Source organism: Planctopirus limnophila DSM 3776, assembly GCF_000092105.1.
Taxonomy (GTDB): domain Bacteria; phylum Planctomycetota; class Planctomycetia; order Planctomycetales; family Planctomycetaceae; genus Planctopirus; species Planctopirus limnophila.
Window position 1 is genome coordinate 2152554 of sequence record NC_014148.1, and the last position, 24384, is coordinate 2176937.

The 24384-nt window shown below is 53.4% G+C and carries 11 protein-coding genes; 9 read left to right on the plus strand and 2 right to left on the minus strand.

Going from position 1 to position 24384, the window contains the following annotated elements; genetic code table 11:
- Nucleotides 1-89: 89 nt before the first annotated feature.
- Nucleotides 90-758: a hypothetical protein gene (locus PLIM_RS08650; protein ID WP_013109929.1), complete on the plus strand. Its 669-nt coding sequence runs from the start codon at nucleotides 90-92 to the stop codon at nucleotides 756-758.
- A gap of 29 nt (nucleotides 759-787) precedes the next feature.
- Nucleotides 788-2233, plus strand: coding sequence for a COG3014 family protein (locus tag PLIM_RS08655; protein ID WP_148227045.1), 1446 nt, complete (start codon nucleotides 788-790; stop codon nucleotides 2231-2233).
- Nucleotides 2234-2252: 19 nt separating this feature from the next.
- Here the strand turns inward: PLIM_RS08655 and PLIM_RS08660 are convergent, their stop codons facing one another.
- Nucleotides 2253-3038: an AraC family transcriptional regulator gene (locus PLIM_RS08660; RefSeq protein WP_013109931.1), complete on the minus strand. Its 786-nt coding sequence runs from the start codon at nucleotides 3036-3038 to the stop codon at nucleotides 2253-2255.
- A 152-nt stretch (nucleotides 3039-3190) separates the two neighbouring features.
- On the opposite strand from PLIM_RS08660, the gene PLIM_RS08665 reads away from it, so the two are divergent.
- The 7 genes from PLIM_RS08665 (at nucleotide 3191) to PLIM_RS08695 (ending at nucleotide 22868) form a co-directional block, all read left to right on the plus strand.
- A complete protein-coding gene (locus PLIM_RS08665) occupies nucleotides 3191-6463 on the plus strand; it encodes a bifunctional proline dehydrogenase/L-glutamate gamma-semialdehyde dehydrogenase (RefSeq protein ID WP_013109932.1) in 3273 nt (1090 codons plus the stop codon).
- Between the two features lie 509 nt (nucleotides 6464-6972).
- Nucleotides 6973-17556 carry a type I polyketide synthase gene (locus PLIM_RS08670; RefSeq protein WP_013109934.1) on the plus strand — a complete coding sequence of 3528 codons (10584 nt, stop codon included), beginning with the start codon at nucleotides 6973-6975 and terminating at the stop codon, nucleotides 17554-17556.
- Nucleotides 17557-17597: 41 nt separating this feature from the next.
- Nucleotides 17598-18362 (plus strand): 4'-phosphopantetheinyl transferase family protein, encoded by a 765-nt coding sequence (locus PLIM_RS08675; RefSeq protein WP_013109935.1) that lies wholly within the window; start codon nucleotides 17598-17600, stop codon nucleotides 18360-18362.
- Between the two features lie 60 nt (nucleotides 18363-18422).
- Nucleotides 18423-19187, plus strand: coding sequence for an SDR family oxidoreductase (locus PLIM_RS08680; protein ID WP_013109936.1), 765 nt, complete (start codon nucleotides 18423-18425; stop codon nucleotides 19185-19187).
- A gap of 92 nt (nucleotides 19188-19279) precedes the next feature.
- Nucleotides 19280-20959, plus strand: coding sequence for a GH3 auxin-responsive promoter family protein (locus PLIM_RS08685; RefSeq protein ID WP_013109937.1), 1680 nt, complete (start codon nucleotides 19280-19282; stop codon nucleotides 20957-20959).
- A gap of 198 nt (nucleotides 20960-21157) precedes the next feature.
- Nucleotides 21158-22174 carry a dihydrodipicolinate synthase family protein gene (locus PLIM_RS08690; protein ID WP_013109938.1) on the plus strand — a complete coding sequence of 339 codons (1017 nt, stop codon included), beginning with the start codon at nucleotides 21158-21160 and terminating at the stop codon, nucleotides 22172-22174.
- A 127-nt stretch (nucleotides 22175-22301) separates the two neighbouring features.
- Nucleotides 22302-22868 (plus strand): DJ-1/PfpI family protein, encoded by a 567-nt coding sequence (locus tag PLIM_RS08695; RefSeq protein WP_013109939.1) that lies wholly within the window; start codon nucleotides 22302-22304, stop codon nucleotides 22866-22868.
- A 113-nt stretch (nucleotides 22869-22981) separates the two neighbouring features.
- On the opposite strand, the gene PLIM_RS08700 is transcribed toward PLIM_RS08695, so the two are convergent.
- Entirely contained in the window at nucleotides 22982-24262 is a 1281-nt protein-coding gene (locus tag PLIM_RS08700) for a valine--pyruvate transaminase (protein ID WP_013109940.1), read from the minus strand.
- Nucleotides 24263-24384 lie beyond the last annotated feature (122 nt).

Sequence of the window (24384 nt, forward strand, 5' to 3'; positions counted from 1 at the left end):
TGATAACTCTCGCATGTGAAAATGAGCTGATGGTTCAGGTAACAATCTGAACTCGACGCTCTGCCCTGGAGCTCACAGAGAGGTCGATCATGAGACGTCGTACGTTTCTTCATACCGGTTGGGTAGCCATGACATCGTTCGCAGCCGCGCAGCTTGGATGCCGGAACAAACAGGTGGCACATATCCTTTCGGAAGACGACAAAGACATGGTGGGCAGCCATACGGCTGGCGCAGAAACGTGGGAACCCCTGATCCAGACATCCGTCGGCCAGCTTCTTGGTCGACAGGAAATTGTGCTTCCCACCAGTGGTGGCGATATGGCCTTTCCTCTGCGAAAGAAAATCTGCTTCGCGGGGGTCGAGAACAAAAGCTCCGAAGAAATCGGTGATTTCAAAGCCCAGATCTATCAGAAGATCGATTCGTGCATTAACTCATCAGAAAGCTTTGAAGTCATCAATCAGAGGTACGTCGAAGCGGGCCTCCGGCAGTGCGGTCTTCGCCCCGATGATCTGTTTGTTCCGAACAGTCGCCGCATGTTCGTCGCCACGATGGAAAAGCTGGAACAGCCATTCGACTATCTACTTTTTGCAACCATTACTTCGGGTACCACGCGCAGCAACGAGAAAAACTATCAACGTGACTATCTCTTAACGCTTGAGCTGGTCAACCTTGATAACGGAACTGCTGATAAAGAATCGGCTGAGATCCGCAAGGGATATCACAAATCGCAACTGGGTAAGCTCAAGAACTATGGTTGATCGATGAGAGAGGAATCTCATCTCGTGGATTGCCACTTCTCTCCATTCCTCCCGGTCATTTCGCCATGAGCTGGCTATTGCCGAAAGAGCGATATCGCATTCTTGCGACGATTCTCATATCTGGGGCTATGCTGTGGCTGGCCTCAGGCTGTGCTTCGCACTCTGCCCGGGCGATGGCGATTCGAGAATCGTTCTACTCCAACAATCTGCCTGTGGCTCTGGAAGAAATCGACCGGCATAAAGATCGGCGTTTACGGAATAACGATGTCAAACAGCTGGATCGGGCAATCATCGAACTGGCACATGGTGATCCACAATCTGCCGAACGACTTCTACGCGCAGTACGGGATCGATTTGATCACTACGAGCAGGTTTCATTAGCCGACGAAGTGGGCAATCTGCTGGCGGATAGTAATGCTCGTGCATACGCAGGTGAAGATTACGAGAAAGTGCTGATTCGTACGTTTCTCGCTCTCAGCAGTCTGATGCATGGTGGCGAAGATGCCGGGGCATATGCCCTGCAAACCATCGAAAAACAGCAGCAGATCATTGATCGGATCAAATCCCGCGATGAGGAGCAGGAAGCCGAGATCCTGGCCTACAAGCAAGTGGCCATCGGCCCTTACATTCGCGCGATGCTGGCAGAAGAATCTCCGCTCACACTGGATGAAGCTGCTCAGGCACGAATTCAAGTCGCTAATTGGGCACCCGATTTTCGCGATGCCAAGAGCGATCTTCAGCGGGCTCAATTTGAATCGCCACATCGCCCTGGCGAAGGGACTTTGTATCTCTTTGCCATGGTGGGCCGCGGCCCCATCAAGGAAGAAGTCGCTGAGATCGCTACTCAGGCCTCACTACTGATTGCTGACCGCATCATTTCGAATAACTCGAACCGGGGTTTGCCACCCACTTTGGCACCGGTAAAAGTTCCCAAAGTACGAACTTTTACACCGTCGATCCAAGCCGTTGAACTCTCAGTCGATGGCCAGCATTCTGCTGAAACAGCAACACTCCTCGATATTGGCGAGATGGCCCAACGTCAGGCAGATGCCCATTTCCCGCGTGTGATTGCTGAAGCCGTTGCCCGTCGAGTCATCAAAAAAGGTGTGATCTACGCCGCTAAAGAAGGTGTCGATGCTTCCCCCTGGTCGGCAGCCAGCGTGGGGCTTTCCGCCTTGGGGGTGGCCTGGGAAGCGACGGAAACTGCCGATACCCGCTGCTGGTCGCTGCTCCCGGATCAGATACAAGTTGCCAGAGTTTCGCTACTTGTTGGCGAACATGAGGTACAGCTCAGGGGAGTCAGGGGCCACTTGAAGTATCCAGGGTCTTCCGCCCGGAAAGTGACCATTCGACAAGGACGCCACACCTATCTGATGGGCTTTTTCCCGGATGAGCAACTCGTCGGCCAGCTTATCATCAGCGAAGGCCCGGATTCTCGCAGTGGAGAATCGTCGAACTTGATGGTGAACCCCTGAGACAGTTTGTATCAGATCATCATAGTCTCTTTTCACCCTGAGCCTGGCCTTCCCGCTGAAAGGCTTTGCGATACTCACCGGGTGAAGTTCCCGTGGCTTCGCGAAACTGTCGGCTGAACGACGCCTGATCGTAGAAACCGCACTCGATCGCCAGATCTCGTAAAGGAATCGCCGATTGTCTCAAGGCAATGGCGGCTGCCTCAATGCGCGCTTTTGTCAGCAATTGCCTTGGTGATAAGCCTGACATTTCTCGAATTTTTCGCTCAAACTGACTGACCGATAAACCCGATTTTGCCGCCAGTTCCATCACGCGCAGCGGCTCAGCAAAATCATTCGTCAGCGCGTCGAGTGCCTCGGCCATCGGATTCAAAGATTGCCCCTGATCGGCAGGCGTCGCCAGATCGCGCGAGATTCCTGCCAGAGCGACAATCTTCCCGGAAATGTCACTGACTGGAATTTTCTGAGAAACAAACCAGCCAATCGCACCATCTGTCCGCGTCACCATCTCCAGGCGGTTATGGACTGGCATCCCGGTGGAAAGTACCGCGTCATCCTGTTGTTCATAGCCAGCAGCCAGAGCTGACGGAAAGAGACTTTGGGCAGTCTTTCCCAGCAACTCGCTCAAAGTCCTTAACCCGGCCGCTCGAACAAAAGCCGAATTCGCTGCCACATAACGCCTCTCCACATCTTTCACGCAGAAGAGCACATCTCCGAGCGCATCGAAGAGCATTTCGGCGGCTGCTAATCCGGGAACATCCCGCAAAAGTTCGTTCCGCAGATTCTTTGCATGAGAGGGTCTTGCCATGAGGAGAGTCAATTCGTGGAAACAGAATCATCCAGGTTCAGCGGCCAGAATATCCAAAACGTCGACCAATGGAAATCATTGTATAAATTCGGCGTCGCAACAGGGCGAATTCCCACACGACGATCATCGGATTTCAGGGTAACATTTCGATTATGAAAACACTCCCCCCCCCTGAAATTTCCGTCAATCTGATTGATTCTGCTTCCTTCATGGAGAGCGTGACTCAGCGCGCCGAGCAACTGCTGGTCAAATCCCACCTGGCTCAAACCTCGGCCGAGAAGAAAGCCGCCCAAAATGTGGCAGGTATGATGAACGACCGTGCCGGGAAGTCGCTGACGCTGGCGATGGTTGACGAAGTCTTTCGCAGCCATCAGCCAGCCCGACAGGCCCAAAGGTGGCAAGCGGCATTAAACAGGTTTGGTATTCCCGGATATCTCCCGTGGATTGATCGCTGCCTCATGCAGATTGGCTCTCTTGCAAGTCGAATTGCTCCGGGGATCGTCATGCCTTTAGTGACGAGTCGACTGCAGAGTGAAAGCTCGAATGTCATTCTCGATGCCACACCGAGTGAACTCAAAAGGCACTTTGCCACACGCCAGAACGAGGGCTTTCGCTGCAACCTGAATCATCTGGGAGAGGCAATTCTCGGTGAGGAAGAAGCGCAACACCGCCTAAAGCTCATTCTTGGGTATCTGGCCAATCCACTTGTCGACTACGTTTCGGTCAAGATCACTGCTATTTTCAGCCAGGTGAATATCGTTGCGTGGGAAGAAACCAGTAGCGAGATTTGCGAACGCCTGAGAACAATCTTCAGAGCAGCACTTCCACAAGGAAAATTCGTCAATCTCGATATGGAAGAGTATCGAGATCTGGCGATTACCATCGAAGCGTTTCAAACCGTGCTCGATGAGCCCGAGTTTCGTCAGCTATCAGCCGGCATTGTGCTTCAGGCGTATCTGCCGGATTCATTCGCAGCCCAGAAGAACTTGACGGCATGGGCCAGAAAGCGAGTTGAATCTGGTGGCAAAGATATCAAAGTCCGCCTTGTGAAAGGGGCAAATCTGGCCATGGAACAGGTCGAAGCCGAACTTCACGGCTGGAATCAGGCGCCCTATCCCACCAAAGCCGATACAGATGCCAACTTCCGGCGTATGCTCGAGTATGGCTGCCAGCCCGAACATGCCGAGTACGTTCGTTTAGGAGTGGCTTCCCACAATCTGTTCGATATTGCGCTCGTGCTGGAACTCCGCGAGCGTCTGGGGACAACCGAACGTGTCGAACTTGAAATGCTGGAAGGGATGGCCAACCATCAGGCGCGGGTGGTACGTGATGAAGCCCATGGTTTGTTGCTGTACTCACCCGTGGTGCAGAAGGCTGATTTTTTCAGTGCCATGTCGTATCTGGTTCGCCGACTCGATGAGAACACGGCACCCGAAAACTTCTTGCGAGCGGCCTTTTCTCTCGAACCAGATTCACCCACCTGGCATGAGCAGAAACAACGATTTGAAGATGGCTGGAACCATCGAACAGCCGTGAGTGCTCTCTCTCGACGGATCGAACCACGCCACGATCCGCAGACGATGTCGACCTTTGAAAACGAGCCAGACAGCGACTGGACTCAGCTCCAGGTTCGCGAACAACTCAATCAGGCCATTGTCAACTGGTCAAACCCGGTCTTACCGCCACTGGCCGAACTTGATCTTGTGCTCGATCAGGCAGTTGTTTCGCAGCCTGCATGGGAATCGAGAACGATCGAAGAACGCCGGGAGATCCTCATATCAGCCGCAAACGTCATGCGACAGGATCGTTTCCGAACGATTGCCTGCATGCAGCAGGAAGCGAAAAAGGCGATCTGGGAAGCCGATGCCGAAATTTCTGAGGCGATCGATTTCGCCCGTTATTATGCGATGGAATTTGAGATTCCTGCCTCGATGAAGGCGCAAGCACTGGGAGTGGTGGTTGTCACTCCTCCATGGAATTTTCCTTATGCAATACCGGCTGGAGGAGTTCTCGCTGCTCTCATGGCGGGTTGCAGTGTCATTCTCAAACCGGCTCCAGAAACCGCAGTCACGGCATACCTGCTGGCCAGTCAACTCTGGGAAGCTGGCGTCCCCCGGGATGTCCTGCAGTTCTTTCCTTGTGAAGACGGTGAAGTCGGCAAAGCTCTGATCACCGATTCTCGTGTCGCTGCCGTCGTGCTCACTGGTGGATGGGAAACCGCACAGATGTTCCGCAACTGGCGGCCATCGCTGCGTCTATATGCTGAAACCAGTGGTAAGAACGCCATGGTCATCACTGCTCAGGCAGACCGTGAACTGGCGATTAAAGATCTTGTGAAATCCGCGTTCGGACATTCAGGACAAAAGTGCAGTGCTGCCAGCCTCGCGATTGTCGATCAGGAGATTTATCACGATCCAGCTTTTCGCAGACAATTGCGCGATGCCGCAGCCAGCTTGTTCGTAGGCCCAGCGACTGATCGACGCAGTGTTGTCACACCGCTGATTCGCCCGGCCAGCCCCGCATTACATCGAGCCTTAACGATTCTCGAACCCGGAGAAGAATGGCTGCTGGAACCCGTTCAAAGCCCCCAAGATCCTTGCCTGTGGTCTCCGGGGATCAAACTCGGCGTGAAACCTGGCTCATGGTTCCACCTCACCGAATGTTTCGGCCCGGTTCTGGGAATCATGTGCTCGACCACTCTTGATGAAGCGATCAAGTGGCAAAATGCGACATCCTTCGGTTTGACGGCCGGCCTGCATACTCTCGACAAAGAAGAGCAGGTCTACTGGAAAGATCGCGTCGAGGCCGGAAACGTCTACATCAACCGCTCAACAACGGGAGCCATTGTTCGTCGGCAGCCTTTTGGTGGTTGGAAGAGATCAAGTATTGGCCCCGGTGCCAAAGCCGGTGGCCCGAATTACAACCATCTTTTCACACGATTGACCGACAGGAACAGCTTCGTTTCACCAGTTGAGATTGAGCATAGCTACCAGAAAGCCTGGAATCAGCAGTACAGCGTGAGTCATGATCCATCGAAATTGCACTGCGAGCGAAATGAATTCCGTTATCGTCCCTCTCGGGGTGTCATTCTGAGAGTTGGTATTTGTAACGAAACGACGGCCTCTCAAGCGATTGAGCGTGCTCAACTGGCTGCGCAGATCACTGGCGTCCGGCTGATCATCAGCGATTCGAGGATAGAATCGGAAGCCGATTTTCTCAGGAGTCTTTCAGACCATGCAGGCCAGGCCGAATTTCTGAGAATTGTCGGAGCTGTCTCTGAAGCAGTCTTTAAAGCTGCGGCAGATCTTGATCTCAACTGGATCGATGCCCCTTTGACAGCCCATGGCACTACGGAACTTCGATACTGGTTACGAGAACAGAGTGTTTCCCAGACACGACACCGTTACGGATTAATCACCGATTGATGAACGCAGCGGGATCCAATCATTGATCTCGTCTTACATCCACTCCAGACCGGCCAATTCAGGGAGATCAACACTCCTGGGATTGGCCGGTTTTTGGTTTGATGGGCAGCAAGGATCTTATTGATTGACCGAGACCATGTTTATGGAAACTTAATACAAGTCGTGTCACCCAATTCACAATACAAGTGTTTATACCTACGGCAAGATGAGTGAAGAGTCAGTAAAATCCGACCATATAGTAACAATCGTCACAACCGGCTTAACCGGAAGAGTCGATAAGTTTGCTTCCACATGCATATGGTGAATGATCTTACAGACAAGAACTCGCCGATTGATTTCACCTTGTTGACCAGCCCCTGCAACCATTTCTAAAGTCAAACCGACGAACGTATACAGATTCAATAAGTTGGATTGATTCATCTGATAGGAATCCGTTCAGTCATCAGCAGGACGGAGGGCCCGATGCAAGGATGTATCGCACATGAAATGAATTCAAAAGGCTGTTTCCCATGGTACAGGTTCCCCCCATCGCCGTTATTGGTGTCTCATGCCGGATGCCCGGTGGCGACGGTATCGCAGAATACTGGAAGCTGATCTCATCGGGATCGAGCGCTATTCGCGAGTTACCTGCTGACCGACTCGATAAGAGCCTCTATTTTGATACGGAGCAGGGGAAACCCGGTCGCTGTTACACCGATCTGGGAGGCGTCGTTACCGAGCGACCTGTCAATCGACAGATCTGTCCCATCTCAGATAAAGACCTGCAGACGTCTGATACAGCACATCTCACACTTTGCGAAGTGGCTTCATCGGCACTGAAACATGCGGGGATGGATCCTGCCAAAGTTCCTTACCGACGAACGGGTGTCTACGTCGGCCATTCCGGAGGAAGCTGCCTGGGGGGCGATGCAGCCTTTGCCAGATATGTGGGGATTGCAGGGGAGATTCTCCGCAAGCAGGACGAATTCAAAGGCTGCTCACCATCCGCCCGGGCCGAGATTTCTCGCCGTATGGTCGATCAACTGCGATCCCAGTTTCCCGACGAAGAATCGCTCAAGCCGATGAATTTTGCAGCGGCGAATGCCGCCATGCTGATTTCTCGCGTGCATGGTTTCGAAGGTCCATCGCTGGTCATCGATGCCGCTTGTGCCTCATCACTGATGGCATTGAGTCAGGCTTCCTACGCCTTGGCACGTGGCGAAATCGATATGGCCGTGGCCGGTGGGGCATCGTACAGCAAGTGGTTTGGCCTCGTTCTGTTTTCGATGGCGATGTCCATCAGTGCAACCGGGTCAAGACCCTTTGATGCCGACGCCGATGGGCTCATCAGTTCAGACGGTTATGGGCTGGTTGTTCTCAAGACTCTCCCGAAAGCGCTCGCCGATGGTGATCGAATTCTGTCGGTCATCCGCGGGATTGGTGTCTCTTCTGATGGACGCGGTAAAAGCCTTTGGGCACCACGCCAGGAAGGACAGATTCTCGCTGTCGAACGGGCTTACTCGAAGAACATCGACCCCGCGTCGCTGCAATACATCGAATGTCATGCCACATCAACTCAGGTCGGCGATGCCACTGAACTCAAGTCCCTGGCTCAAGTGCTGACTGGCAAGATCCCGGCTGGTCGAAAAATACCGATTGGAAGCGTGAAGGCTAATATCGGCCATGCTCTCGAGGCCGCAGGGATTGCAGGGTTTATCAAAACCGTCCTCGCCATGGAACATGGCGTGATCCCCCCCCAGATCAATTTCAAGACGCCTAATCCTGAAATTGAATGGAAGAACGTACCTTTTGAAGTTGCTACTAACGCCAGAGAGTGGGATCGTCCCGCAGGAGGAATGCCGCGACGAGCTGCCGTGAACTCGTTTGGTATCGGTGGGCTCAATGTCCACATGGTGCTCGATGACGGGCTATTGCCGGGTGAAAAATCCAAGACCTCTGTGGCCGTACCATCGGCACAGCCAAACAGCAACGTGGCACCGGCTCCGGTTCAGCAGCCGATGGCCGTCATTGGCATGGCATCAATCCTTCCCGGTGCTTTGACAAAAGCCGCCCTGTGGGAAGCACTCATCGCCGGCAAAGATCCCAAGTGCGAGTTTCCCAAAGAAAACAGCACCTTGGCCTCTACACTCCTCGCCGAAGAGCAGAAGTCACAAAAGCCAGAACTGACATCGCGCGGTGGTTACGTCGCAGATTTCGTTTACGATTGGAAGCGGCATAAAGTTCCACCCAAACAGGTCGCGAATGCCAATCCACTACAGTTCATGCTGCTCGATGCGGCTGACCAGGCTCTGACAGATGCCGGTTACGAAAAGAAGCCTTTTGATCGCAATCGTTCAACAGTCATTGTCGGAACGATGTTTGGAGGTGACTTTGCTGTTCAACTCCAGTTGGGTCTGCGTTTGCCACATATCCAAAAGGTGCTGCGCGAACATCTGGAAGCGAATGGCACAAAACCAGATCAGATTGACGAAGCTCTGCTTCAATATGAAAAGCACTTCTTGAAAGTTTTGCCGGCATTACTGGATGAAACTGGCAGTTTCACCAGCAGTACCCTCGCTTCAAGACTTTCGAAAACCTTCGATTTCCGCGGTGGGGCGTTTGCCCTCGAAGCTGAAGAAGTTTCCGGGCTGGTGGCTGTCAACCTGGGGATCAACATGCTCGAAACCGGCACGACAGATCTCGTTCTGTGTGCTGCCGGCCATCAATCGATGAGTTACAACAGCTTCGAAAAACTCGTCGAGAAAGATCTTCTGAGCAAAGGCCAATCCCGCTCGGCCTTCGATGCCGATTTCGATGGCATTCTGCCTGCAGAAGGCGTGGCCGTTCTCGTCCTGAAACGGCTTGCAGATGCCGAACGTGACGGGGATACAATCCGTGCAGTCATTCGCGGAACTGGCCAGTGCAACCGTCGTAATGATGAAGCCGGTGCCCTGCGCGAGTCGTTTAACACGGCTCTCAAAGTTGCCAACACGTCACCCAAAGCCATTGGTGCGATTGAAGTCTCTGGTGTCGATTGCAAAGACCGCAATTTCAACCAGCTCGAACTGGCCAAAACCATCGATCAGGAAAGTGGCCAGCCACAAGCCTTGATTGGCTCGCTGACTCCACAAATCGGTTACCTGCGTGGTGCCTCGGGAGTGGCTTCGATTGTCAAATCGATTCTCGAGTTGCAGAACGGTCAAATCGCCCCGCAATTTGGTCTCAAAAAGCTGGCTGCGGAAGTTCAGCCTGTCGCACATGCGATTCCTCAAAAGGTCATGCCGCTCTATGCGACTGCCCCAGGAGAGAAGGGGCAGATTGCCATCAGCAACAGCTCTCTCGATGGATCGGGTTTCAGCCTGATACTCGAAAGTGCCCAGAAACTCCCACTCCGCCCGGTAACCACTCCTTCAGTCGCAATCAGCCAACCAGCCAGTGCAAAACAGGCCCCGGCGACTCTGTCTTCCAGGCAGATAACCTCTCAGTCACGGAGGTCTAAGCTGGCTCTCGCCTTTCCTGGGCAGGGGTCTTACTACGCAGGGATGGGCGCTGACCTGATTGCAAATTACACCGAAGTCCGGCAGAAACTGGCCGAGTTCAACGAAGTCCTCAAACTCGAAAACTGCCCCGATTTTGAAACGCTGTCCGCAGACCCAGGCAACAGCATTCTCAATGCTCAACTCTCGATGCTCGTCATCGATCTGCTCTACTACACCGCCTACAAGACGGCGGGAATTCAGCCAGATTATGTCTGCGGACACAGTTATGGCGAGTTTCCTGCATTGGTGGCTGCCGGAGCACTGACCTTCCGCAGTGCGGTCATTGCCACACGCGATCGATCGCATGTCGTGGAAGAGTTTGCCGGCAAGCAGGGGACCTTACTCGCGGTCTCTTCGGATGCTTCCACTTTGCGCCATCTGTTGACGAGAGCACCAGTCGAAGTCTTCATTGCCAATATGAATTCACCCGAACAAACCGTTCTGGGTGGAACAATTGATGATTTGAAGCAATTCGAAAAGATCCTGCGGGAACGCCGGATAGGTAGCCGACTTCTGAAAGTCCCGGCTGCCTATCACACACCACTGCTCGAGCCGGCGCTCGTCACTTATCGTGACTGCATTCGAGCTTTGCCAATTTCTGTTCCACAGATTCCAGTCATCAGTGGCATCGGCAATCGAGAAGTCACCGATCCGGAAGAGATTCGCGAGAATCTCGTAATGCAACTGGTCAGCCCCATGGACTTTGTGGGGATGGTTCAACTTTTAAGACAGCTTTCTGTCGGGATGGTGGTCGAAGTGGGGCCGCGTAAGGTGCTCACGCAACTGATCCAGAAAACAGCCAACGAAGGTCAGTTGGAATGCCTCCCCATGGATCCTCGCGACAATTCGTCGTCAGACTGGCAATCCACGCTCAGAAGCAAATATGAAGGATCTGTCGGCAATGCCTCACCGGCTGCTGCAACGCCTCAGAAAACGCCAGCTTCCCCAGTACCAGCACAGGCTCAAAAGCCAGTTTCGCAGCCACAGAAGCCCGCAGTTCAGCCTGCTGCAGCGAACTCATCCGTTTCGAAACCTGGCCAGACGAAATCTTGCCAGATTAATCCCACTCCCGCAACGACCAACGTACCAACCACAGGTTCAAAAGTGACAGACCGTCCCCGTATCGTTCACTTCGACGCGACCGCGAAACGAAAAGAAGAAAATCGTCTGCGGGCAATCCAGCAGCGTGCAGAATCCGGGCGGCCTGTGGTCACATCGGCCAGTCCGAAAACAACGCAAAACTCACCTGCCATTTCGCACAGCGACCTCGCTGAGACAAATGGACATTCCGGGCACTTCGAGAAGAATGGACACGCTTCGGATGTCACGAGCAAAGCACCAGCTCTCAACTCCGCTCAGATGAAAGAAGAGATCGTCCCTCCAGTCGTTGTGATCGAAGAGGTTCCAGCGGCTCCACGCAAGTTGCCCAATCGTGCTGAACTCGAAGCGTTTGTTGTCGAGTACATCGTCGATCAGACTGGCTACCCGCCGGAGATGGTCGAACTCGAAGCTGATCTCGAAGCTGATCTGGGCATCGACAGTATCAAGAAGGCCCAGATGCTCGGGGAGTGCGCCCAGAAGTTCGAACTTCACTGGCTCGCCAATGAAGTCGCCGATCTGTCACTTGATCAGTTCCCGAATCTCGCTTCGATCATCAAGTTCCTGACTGAAGATGCCGCCAAGGCCACTGCATCACCTTCGGAAGAACAACTTGCTGAATCCGTACCTGCCGCTGCTCTGCCAGCCGTAGCTATCGTGACTGAAACCAGCGAAGAGGTAGTTCCACGCAAGTTGCCTAATCGTGCGGAACTTGAAGCATTCGTTGTCGAATACATCGTCGATCAGACGGGTTATCCGCCGGAGATGGTTGAACTCGAAGCGGATCTCGAAGCCGACCTCGGTATCGACAGCATCAAGAAGGCCCAGATGCTCGGCGAGTGCGCTCAGAAGTTCGAACTCCACTGGCTCGCCAATGAAGTCGCCGACCTTTCACTCGATCAGTTCCCGAATCTGGCTTCGATCATCAAGTTCCTGACCGAAGATGCCGCTAAAGCGTCTTCGAGTGCGAATACGATTGATGCGGTCGCGATTTCCAAATCGGTCGACACTGATGCCCCGAGGGAACCAGCTCATCAATCCGCCGAGACGTTGCCTGCTGTCCCCGCGACCACAGTGACCAGCGAAACAGTGACCAGCGAAGAGGTGGCTCCTCGCAAGTTGCCCAATCGTGCGGAACTCGAAGCGTTTGTTGTCGAGTACATCGTCGATCAGACTGGCTACCCGCCGGAGATGGTTGAACTCGAAGCGGATCTCGAAGCTGATCTGGGCATCGACAGTATCAAGAAGGCCCAGATGCTCGGGGAGTGCGCCCAGAAGTTCGAACTTCACTGGCTCGCCAATGAAGTCGCCGATCTGTCACTCGATCAGTTCCCCAATCTCGCTTCGATCATCAAGTTCCTGACTGAAGATGCCGCCAAGGCCACTGCATCACCTGCGGAAGAACAGCCTGCTGAAGCCGTACCTGCCGCTGCTCTGCCAGCTATTGCCATCGTGACTGAAACCAGCGAAGAGGTAGTTCCACGCAAGTTGCCTAATCGTGCTGAACTCGAAGCGTTCGTTGTCGAATACATCGTCGATCAGACTGGCTACCCGCCGGAGATGGTTGAACTCGAAGCGGATCTCGAAGCTGATCTGGGGATCGACAGCATCAAGAAAGCCCAGATGCTCGGTGAATGTGCCCAGAAGTTCGAACTCCACTGGCTCGCCAATGAAGTCGCAGATCTCTCGCTCGATCAGTTCCCGAATCTGGCTTCGATCATCAAGTTCCTGACCGAAGATGCCGCCAAGGCGTCTTCGACATCACGATCAGCATCGCATGTCGCCTCACCGGAGACCGAACTGGAACTTCAGGATTCCAGTACTGCCACAGCCACACTGACTGAACCAGCAAGTGTTTCCACACAAGCTGTGACCCAGGTCGTCGAAGCCGTGCCTGCGGTTTCAATAGTGAGAGAATCTGTCATGATTCTTCAAGGCAGCCCTTACGAAATGGGCTTCCAGCATGGTCAGAAAGAGAAAGCCGCCATCCACGGCATTCTTGAACGTCAGATCACGCGCTATGGTGCCCGACTCGACAACATGCCCGAGTTAGACGAGGCTGTCAGTGATCCCGCACGATACTTCGGAGAAGATGAAGTCGCCGAGCTTAAAGGGATTGCCGACGGTGCCGAACTCCCTCTCGCATTCCTGATTGGCCATAACCTGGGCCTCTGCGAAGACTACGTCCCGGGCTGTGCCCAGTTTGCTGTCTCTGCCCAGGCCAATGGTGGGAAGGGAATGATCCATGCCGCCAACGAAGATTCTTCGCTCGCACTCAGTTTGACGGATTGCCTCCGCCGTGTGGTGCAGTGCCGAATTCCTGCCCATGGTTATCGACACATCGTCTTCAGCGTGAGTGGACAGGTCAGCGGCATCAATGGTACCAACGAAAAGGGCCTGACTGTCACCAGCACTTTGCTGCTGGATCGAGCCCCTCGCGACATCACGGCACCTGGCGACATCCATCCCGTGCTCATCAAGAAAATCCTCGAAAAGGCCGCCACACCGGCTGAAGCCATCGAGATCCTCAAAAGCTCCAAGCGAAATGGTGCCTGGGGAGTCTGCATCAGCCATGCCGATACCGATTCACTCTGCTATGTCGAATACGACAGTGATCAACTGGAAGTTCGCAGTGGGATGACTCGCGTCATTGGCACGAACCACTCGTTGCTGCTCGGCGCCACACATCCGACACCTCCACACTCCATGCACCGTATGGATCGCCTGCAAGAACTGCTGGCCAAGGAAGAAGCTATGGGGCTCGACTTCCCGGCTGCTGAAAAAACTCTTCGCGATCAGTTCGATGGTGGGCGTCAGCGAGTCACTGCTCATGCGACCATGAACACGATCTGCCGTGTCGATAACCAGATCAGTGTGGTCTTTGGCCCAAGCGAGAAGACAATTCGTGTAACTCCCGGTTCATATCGCAAAGAATTTGCACATGAATTCTCCACGCTTGATGTCGATGGCTTCTTCGGTGGTGCTGATGAATTAGTCGTCAACGATGTCCCGACAAACTCAAACACGGGCTCCAGCGTCGGTTCGACATCAAAATTAATACCAGCACAGCAGACCGATCTCCCTCGATTAGCTGGTTTACCAGTTATCGATGAGCGTGTAATGCATCGGGTCATCCTGCGTCCGCGTTTGTCACCGCTCTCGCATGCAGCACAAAAGGTAAGTCTCACTGGTAAAACAGTTGTCTATGGTTTCGGTGAAGTTGCCAGGGCCTTGATCTCCAAGTTGAAGTCCACAGGCCTCGAAGTTGCTGTGATACCTACCTGTTTTGATGTGACAAAGCTGGAAGCTGAGTTCGAAAATCTGGCAGCGCTCAAATCTGCCAGGAATCTGATTCTGGTGGGGCCACGATCCTCAGATGAAGTCAGTGAAGCGAGTGCTTCTGCACGATTCCTGACAGCCTTCCGTCTTTGCCAGTTATGGACTCAAAGCGGTCAGGAAATCTGCCCGCTGGCCGAGAGATCGTTAACCTTTGTCTCCTTCATGGGAGGAAATTTCGGTCTCGAAGGGAGCCCAGCCAATGCCGATGGTGGTGCCATGTCTGGCCTTGCCAAGGCCCTTCGCCGCGAACTGGCACCTCTGGTTGTCCGCACTGTCGATTTTGCCAGTGACGATGTAACAGACAGGGTCGTGGATCAGCTTGCCAATGAACTCTCACAATCTTTTGAAATATGCGAAGTTGCCTATTCGCGTGGTGAGCGTTTTGTTGTGGCAGCCCGCCCTGTGCCGGCGACTCCGGTACCACAAAATGGGCCAACACCTGGATCGGCATGGATCATTTCCGGTGGTGCCCGAGGCGTCACTGCGGTCGTCGCCAGAGAACTTGGAGTTCGTTATGGAGTCCACCTTCATCTGATTGGTTCTTCACCAATCCCTGAACTGGATCCATCACTTCTGGAGGCTTCAGCCGAAGAGTTGAAAGCCTTGCGTCGGAAAATCATGTCCGAGGCGCGTGAACGTGGCGAAGTTCCTCTCGATGCCTGGAGCACATTCGAACGCAGCCTCGAAGCCCGTCGCAACCTGCGTGACATGCGGCAAGCAGGTGTTTCAGTCACTTATCATTGCTGCGATATCAGTCAACCCGATGCCGTTGAAAAAACGGTTGCAGCCATCCGTACCTTCAATCATCCGATTGAAGGGGTCATTCACGGAGCCGGGGTGGAACATGCCTGTCGATTTGAACGCAAGCAGTTACCCAAGGTCCAAAAGACCTTCGATGTCAAAGTCGAAGGCGCACGTCACCTGGCTGCAGCACTCGAACATGATCCCGTGGCGTACTTTGTGGGATTCGGTTCCACCAGTGGTCGCTTCGGTGGTTTAGGTCAGGCCGATTACTCGGCAGCTTCCGATGCACTCGCCAAGTTCTGTAATGAACTGGGCCGCAAGAATCCCGACTGGCGGACCATTGTGGTTCACTGGCCACCCTGGGGCGAAGTGGGCATGGCAGCCCGCCCTGAAAGTAAACTCGCTCTCGAAGCCGGCGGAATGGCGTTTATGCCACCACAAGAAGGCGTCGCCTTCCTGCTGGAAGAATTGGCTTCAACGTCACCAGAACCAGAAATCCTGATTGTCGATAAGCCAGATGGCCTCGATCTCGATCGTACGCTTCCTGAACTGGCAGCATGGAAAGATTTCGCAGCCGCCCAGCAAGTGGTCGATGCCTCGCCTCTGCTGGATACCGTGATCGCCCTGACTCCTGGGGAGTATGTCGAAGTCGAAGTTCGATTGAACCCGGCACAAGATCCCTTCCTGTACGATCATCAACATCGCAATGCCCCCATTCTCCCAATGACATTCGGTCTGGAGACATTGGCTCAGGCATTCAGAGTTCTGCTACCCGCAACCGAGCAGGTGACTGTGCTCGATGGGGAAATTGTCAATCCCATGCGGTTCTTTGCGGATCGTCAAGAACTCGCCATCGCTCGCATCCGTCGCTCGGGAGACAGCTTCGAAGGGGAACTCGTCACCAGGTTCTTCAATCGCAAGGGCGTCTTGCTCAAGCACGAACGGGTGCTCGTCAAAGCCCGGCTCAAACCCGGTGTCGATGCACCGGACGCAGCCAAACCTTTCAAATCATCCATGCAGCTCAAGAAAGTTCAGTACGCAGAAACGTGGGATCAAGTCGCTGCATTGAATCTGGGGAGTGTCTTCACGGGCCCCTCCATTCGAGGATTGACGGAGTTCGCTTACGAAGGGAAGACCTTCGAAGGGATCATCGTTCCACCACCGATCAGTGGATTTGCCGGAAATCGCCCGGCAACCGGCTGGATGTTGAATCCTGCTGTGCTTGATGCCTGCCTCATTGGGTGTGATCGCTGGGCAGCACAGGCCGTCGAGCGGCAAAGCCTTCCCGTGAACATCGAAAAGGTCAGCCTGTATCGACCCGCCATCGATGGTGATCTCTGCCGGATTGATGGTCAGGTGCTCGAAGTCACTGAGAAAAATCTGCGATTCAACTTCTCTCTCTGGAACTCGAAAAACGAAATCATTCTGCGGGTCGAAGGATTCTGCACTACGGCAGTAATGGGCGGTTCACAACCGGAAACATCAGCAGAAATTCCTGCCGGGATCGCTTCCAGAGCCATCCCGGAATTGAAATCCCTCAACCCTGCCGATCTGCACTTGCTGTTCCCCGTCGAAGCCGTCACAGCCAGTGCTGATCATTGGGAAGCCGAAGTGCGGATCGAGCCTTTGACAGAGCCATTAATGACGGCTCACCGGTTTAACAACTCGCCACTCCTCCCCGGAGCAGCGATGGTCGAGTTGTTTGCCGAAGCTTTGCAGCAGGTTCTTCCGGGCCCTGGTGTGGCTCGAATTCGCAACTTCTCCATTCAGCATTCGCTGCACCTGAAGGCTGCTCTCCCGCGTCGTGTGCAGGTCGTGGCACATAAAGAAGCTGATGGCTATCGCTGCCAGCTAATTGATCTCGATGGTGGTTCGATCACTCTGGCAACGGCTCTGATTGACCGAGTGGATGCAGCCAACCTGCAATTGCCACAACTCGATCAGCCCAAGGGCAGCTATAGCCCCATGAAGTATCCCGATATGGGGCCTCTGATTCATGGCGCACCACTGCGCAGCCTGCAGGCGATGTGTTCCGGGCGTGATGATGCGTGGGCCGAAATCGTTCCGACAGATATGAGCAAATTGCTTGGGCCGAATTCGAAATGTCAGCCGGTCATTCACCCGGCTGTCCTCGATGGCAGCTTCTACGCCTGTGGAATTCACGCCTGGATCAACTGCTTCGGAAGAGTCGAGTTACCACTTGGTTTTGAGGAACTGCTGATTCTCCGTGATCAGCCATTAAGCAAAACCGACAAACTGGTCACTCGTGTCCGATACCGCGACAGTGACGACAAAGGTTCTTCATATGAAATCTCCGTTTTCGACAAACAGAAACAACCAGTCTATGTTGTCAGGAACTATCGCAGTGTTGCTAAAGGCAGCGTGACATTGTGATCAGTAACGACGGAATGAGTGACTGCGGGGTCAGGGAGGGTATGACTTCTCAATTCGAGATTCATACCGCCACCAGGGCACAACTACGAACCGAACTGCACTCAAGCAGTCTCGGAGAAAAGTTTGCCATCGGTGCGGAAATGTTCCTCGACCCTGCCCGCAAAGAATCGTGGGAACTGAGCCGATTTTTGATCGCGAGTCGAGTTTTTACGCTGCTGAAAACTGATCGCTCTCAGGATTTCTTGTCTCCCGAGTTATCAGAGATCGAAGTATGGACTCGCAATGATCAGGGCAGGGGGATTCCACCAGCAGTTTTCATCGACAACCAACCCATCCCCTGGACATTTTCGCTCTCACATGCAGGAGACAATTACGCACTCGCCATTTGCAGGCAGCCGCAGTTACGACCCGGAGTGGATCTGGTCAACACCAGCACTTTCACTCAGGCAGCCTTACAAATGTGGTTCACGCCGGAGGAAAGAACATATCTCGCAACGCAGGATGAGCGGGCCGCAGGAACCATCTGGGCACTCAAGGAAGCGGTCTACAAAGCCACAAATTGCGGGGAACCATTTCGACCAAGGCAGATAGAAATTCTTCCAGAAGGCAAAAAGTTGATTTGCCGTGTGAGGGGGATTCATGTGCACCTTGATGAGGCAATCATCCGCTTCATCGAAAAAGATTGTCTGCTCGCAGCCGTCTTAATCAAGCAGAACTCTTTCCCGAACACTGATAAAAACCACTTCGATAACAAAACCAATTCTCACTCAATCAATGACACATCTCACGATCTGATCATGCATTGATGTTAAGACCTGAAAACGCGAATTCTCACTCCCGGAATTACAGAGTCAAAGGCCACTCGAATGATTGATTTAACCAATAAGATCGCCCTCGTCTCCGGGGCCTCACGCGGCATTGGTCGCGCGACAGCATTGCAACTTGCCCGCGCCGGGGCTGACGTGGTCATCAATTATGTACAATCTCGCGACAGTGCTGACCGAGTGGCAGAAGAGATCGCCGCCATGGGCCGCCGCGTGGCCATTGTCCGTGCGGATGTCAGCGAGCAGAGCGATGTTCAGAGCATGATGGAATTTGTGGGCAATGAATTTGGCAGGCTCGACATTCTCGTCAGTAATGCTGCATCGGGGGGATTCCGCCCCTTGCTGGCGGCCACTCCCAAGAATTTCGAAGCCGCGATGAATACCAATGTCCGCGCACTTCTATTCCTCGTACAGGCCGCACATCCTTTGTTGGGGCAAAGTGTCGATCGAGCCAAGATTGTGGCCATTTCGAGCCATGGCTCACACATGGCACTCCCATGGTATGGCCTGATTGGTACCTCCAAAGCAGCACTGGAAAGCCTGATTCGCCACATGGCACTTGAGTTTGGCGACCAGGGAATGAACTTCAACGTCGTCCAGGCGGGACTGGTTCCCACAGACTCCACCAAGATGATTCCTGGCTCCGAAGTCATGTTCAATGCGCGAAGCTCCAAGACCATGATGGGTGATCGCCAACTGGAACCCGAAGACGTTGCGAACGCAGTCCTTTACCTTTGCAGTCCACTGAGCGATCTGGTGCAAGGGCAAGTCTTGATCATCGACGGCGGGGCCGCCATTCACGTCTAATGAGTTATTGCCTTTTCCAAGTGGTCTTCGAGTTGGCACTAACCATCTGATCGCGGCCACTTTGCCAGAACTGCTCTACGGAATGCTGCACGATGCTCAATCTGATCTTCTCCATGATCGGCAGTTTCCTGGCACGGAAAGTCGGCCAGCAGCGAATGGCGTTTCATCAAGCCACAATGCGCCCCCGCGAATCGCAACAGGCCTTCTTAAAAGAATTACTTGCTGCCCATGCGGATTCGGCGTTTGGCAAGGATCATTTTTTTCGAGAAATTCAAACTGCGGCTGATTTCCAGAAGAGATTGCCAATCGCTGAGTACGAGAACTTTGCCCCCTACATCGAGCGCGTCAAAGCGGGTGAAACCACCGCGATGTTCTGCAACGAACAGATTGTCATGTTCAATCTCACCAGTGGTACGAGCAGCACTCGAAAATTTATTCCCGTCACCAATCGCTACCTCAGTGATTACCGACGCGGCTGGTCGATGTGGGGCTTACAGACTTTCGAAAAGTACCCGCAGCTTTTCCTGCAGCCAAAAGTCAGCTTTGGCAGTGCCTCGAAGGAATCGGTCACGTCAGCGGGCATTCCGTGTGGCAGTTTGAGTGGCCTGACTGTCAAAATGAATCCTGCTGTCGTACGCAGCACCTATTGCCTCCCTGCTGATACGGCTGACCATGCCGACGCTTTCGCCAGATGTTACCTCAACTGGCGAATCGGCATCCAAAGAAACCTTGGCATGGGTGTCGCCCCGAATCCGGGTTTGCTTCTCCAGTTCGCTCGCTATGGAACCGAGAACGCCGAATGTCTCATTCGCGAACTTCATGACGGCACTCATTCCTGTACGGCTGCCTTGCCGCGGCATCTCCAGAATTGGCTCAAACGCCAGATCCGCCCAAATCGCAAACGTGCTCGCGAACTGGAGCAGATCTTTACTCGCCAGATGACTCTCCACCCGAAAGATGTCTGGCCTCAGCTCAAACTGATTGCCTGTTGGCTGGGTGGGCCAACCAGAGCTTATATCTCACAGATTCCCGAGTATTTCGGAGATGTCACATTGCGGGATATTGGCCTGATCTCCAGTGAAAGCCGCATCAGCCTTCCCAAAGAAGACAACACACCTGCGGGTATTCTCGATGTGACCAGTGCCTATTTTGAGTTCGTACCTGTCGACGAAATGGATTCCAGCAATCCCGTTGTGCTCGATGCTGCCGAACTCGAAACCGGCAAAGAGTATTACATCCTTTTGACAACGACCAGTGGGCTCTATCGATACAACATTCATGATGTGGTACGAGTCGTTGACTGGCACGAAAAAACACCCATGATCGAATTTCTGCATAAAGGAAGCAGAATTGCCAATCTCTTCGGTGAAAAACTCACGGAGAGCCAGATTGTCAAAGCGGTCACAACGTTCGTTCAATCAACAGCCACGCCTCTGGGCGATTTTTCACTGACTATGCCTCTGCCACATGAGCCGATGGCCTATCGGTTTTACGCCGAAATGCGAGATGCATTCTCTTCCGATTCGATCGCCACTCTGGCTCGGCAACTGGACGAATCTCTGGGTGAGCAGAACTATCTGTACCGCCGTAAAAGAGTCGAAGGCCTGCTCCATCCCCTGGAATTGATCGTCATTCCACAAGGTGCCTGGCGCGCCTGGGATCTCCGCCAACTCGCCCGCAATGGCGGCACCATGGATCAGTACAAGCATCCTTTTCTGATCACCAATCGCAGCCTGATTGACGATCTTCAGGTTGAGCCTGTCAGTTCTTAACCAGCCACCTTACGCACCGAACACCATTACTCAGTCTGCCAACATCCTGTAAATCGGATTGTTCAGGCAACGGCATGAGATGATGGTCTGTTACTATTTCTTTTGTGATTCGATATCGGTTGCCGGGCGCACAATCGTTCTTCTGGCAACTGGAATCCCCTGAACGATCCAATCGTCCAAGCTCAGGCCGAAAACTATATGCCTTCCATTTCAAACTGCCGTCAGCAGCTCCAGCAAAAACTTTTCCCTCAGGGAATTCCCCGACTCTGGTGCCCCTCACTGACTCACTTCTCAGCCGCCGCTCAGTTCGACGTCCAGAGAATTCGCGCTCATGTCACGGCGATGTCACCCTGGATCGGTGGACTACTGGTTCCCGGATCGACAGGCGAAGGCTGGGAGATGACCGATGACGATATTGAGCAGTTGCTGGAAATCACGTTCGAGATCGCCAACTCCCTCAATCTGCCTGTCCTGATTGGTGTCTTGAAAACTTCGACAGACAACGTGATGAGTGGCATCCAGAGGCTGCATCAATTTTCACAGCATCCACGGTTTGCCGGATTCACTGTCTGTCCACCGCAAGGTGAAAAGTTAACACAGCCCGAAATTCTGGCTGGATTACGCACGGTCTTCGATACAGGATACCCAATTGCTCTCTATCAGTTGCCACAAGTTACCAGGAATGAAGTCTCACGCGAGACAGTGCAATGGCTGGCGGCCAACTACCACAATCTCATCCTGTTCAAAGACACCAGCGGACATGACCGTGTCGCAAACTCCGGCGTCGATCTGCAGGGCGTCTTTCTGGTTCGCGGTGCGGAAGCTGGCGGCTATGCGCCTTGGCTGAAAGAAGCGGGCGGGCCCTACGATGGATTTCTACTGAGCACTGCCAATGTCTTTGCGAAAGAACTGGCGACCATGATTCAACTCGCAGAAACGGGCCAGATCGACGAAGCAAGAGCACTATCGACTCGACTGGAAACTCTCGTACAACAGACCTTCGATTCCGTGAAATCCATCTCGGCAGGAAATCCCTTTACCAATGCCAACAAAGTGCTCGATCACATCCGGGCTTATGGAGAAAGCTTTCACATTCAGCCAGCACCACTGCTTTACAGTGGTATTTCACTTCCGTGGGAACCCATAGCTCAAGGACATGAACGACTGAAAGTGTGGCAGCAAGCACCACTGACCGGATATCTCAACACTCTGTGATCTTTGCCGCAAAACACTCGATTTTTACCGTTTCCTTGGCGTGGCATCGCTGTTTATCGTCTCGTATAACGATGACACTCGAATGACACCAAATGTTCTGATCCTGTTATCTCCATGAGGTTCTTCCGTGTCACAGCCCAAAGTTCTCATCGTTGTCGGAGACGCGACAGAAACCGTCGATACGCTTTATCCTTACTACCGCTTAATTGAAGGGGGATATCAGCCTGTCGTGGCTGCTCCGGAGAAACGCAAGTATCAGATGGTTCTGCACGAAGTGAAGCCCGGTTGGACGATCACCAAAGAGTGGGAAGGCTATTCGATTGATGCAGAGATCGCCTTCAAAGACATTCGCCCTGAAGATTATGCCGGAATCTTCTTCAGTGGGGGCAGGGCTCCTGAATACATTCGCGAAGACGAAGATCTGCTGAACATCACCCGCTGGTTCTGGGAAAAGCGCCTGCCGATGGCCAGTGTTTGCCATGGAGTTGAAATTCCGGCGCGTGCTGGCATTGTCAAAGGTCTACGCATGGCGACTGTCGCCAAATGCCGCTTCGATCTTGAAATCTGCGGCGGAATCTACGTCAACGAACCCTGTGTGATCGATCGCAACATGGTGAGTGGTCGCACCTACCACGACAGCGGCCACTTTGTGGGCCCATGGATTCAAATGCTCGATCGCTGTCGCAAAGCCTGAAGGGGCAGGCTCCTCGGTATTTGATGTCGGTAGGACAAGTCAAACGCATGGCGCTGCGTCTTGTCCTCGTGCCTCTGCACGACAACCCGGCCACGAGTTGGCCGGGCCACCCGTTATCCGCGACAAACCAGACTCACCTCGCTGGCGATCACTTCAAAAGCCTTTTCAAGCACATGTGCAGGTTGTGCAAAGTTGAGGCGAATACATTGCTCGGCATGCTTCCACGGCTCTTCCAGTCCAAAGAAGAATTCTTCTCCGGGAACAATCAGCACCTTTCTCAGCTTCAGTCGCTCATAGAGCTTTTGCGAGCTGATCGGGAGCCCGGGTAGCCAGAGCCACAGAAAAAAGGCACCTTCACTAACGTGAATTCGTCCATCAACTGTATGTCGCTTCAACGCATCGGTCAGACACTGGACGGCAAACCGACTCTTCTCTTCGTAGAATGGACGTAAAACTTTTGGCCCGAGATCGACAATCTGGCCCGACTCGATCAGATCGGCCACAAGTTGCTGGCCTACGGTTCCATGCGAAAGCCCTGTCACGGCCGACATGGCTGTGATGGCCTTAATGATCTGCGGAGCAGCCACCACAAAAGCCGTGCGTGTCCCTGGCAAACCAAGTTTCGAGAGACTGAACGTCGTGATCATCGACTCGTTCCAAACAGGAGTCGTCGGCTGAAAAACCACCCCTGGGAATGGTGCCCCGTAAGCATTATCGATAATCACCGGCACCCGATGCCTGGTGGCGAGTTCGACGATTTCACCTGTCTCTTCATCGGATAAAAAATTCCCGGAAGGATTCGTGGGCCTCGAAATCGCTACGGCCCCAATGGAATGTCGCGATAGAGCCGACTCCACGGCCTCCAGATCAACATGGTACTTGAAGAGATGTGGCTGAGACTCATCAGGGGTCGATATCCTGGGCCGACAACCCACAAAGAGTCCCTCACCAAACCCCAATGGCGAATAACCGATGTATTCCGGAGTGACGGGCAATAAAATTCGCCGGTACGAGCCATCAGGCATCTGACCCGCCAGCAGGTTGAAGAGATAAAAGAAAGCCGTCTGGCCACCGCTCGTCACCGCAATATTTTCTGTGGTGACATTCCAGCCATAATGAGTGCGAAGCAGTTTGGCCAATGATTCAATGACCTGTAGATTCCCCTGAGGGGGATCATACTGGCCCAGCGTTCGATCTATCGCTCCAGTATTGAGGAGCACCTCGATTCGCTCTCTCCAAAGCTGTGTCATTTCGGGAATCAGAGCCGGATTCCCTCCTCCCAGCATTAGCATATGCGGGTCAGAAGCCAATGCCCGGCCCAGGTCATCCATCAAGGTTAAAATTCCTGATGGCCCCGCCAGCTTTCCACCCATCCTGGAGAATTCAAACTGCATTTCGGTCACTCACTCTGGAACGTTAAGCCACTGACAAGATCAGCTCTGACGAGCTGGTGATGGATCAGATTCATGATTGCTCAAGATTCATCGAGCAATGTGCTTTGAAGAAGTCTTCTGGA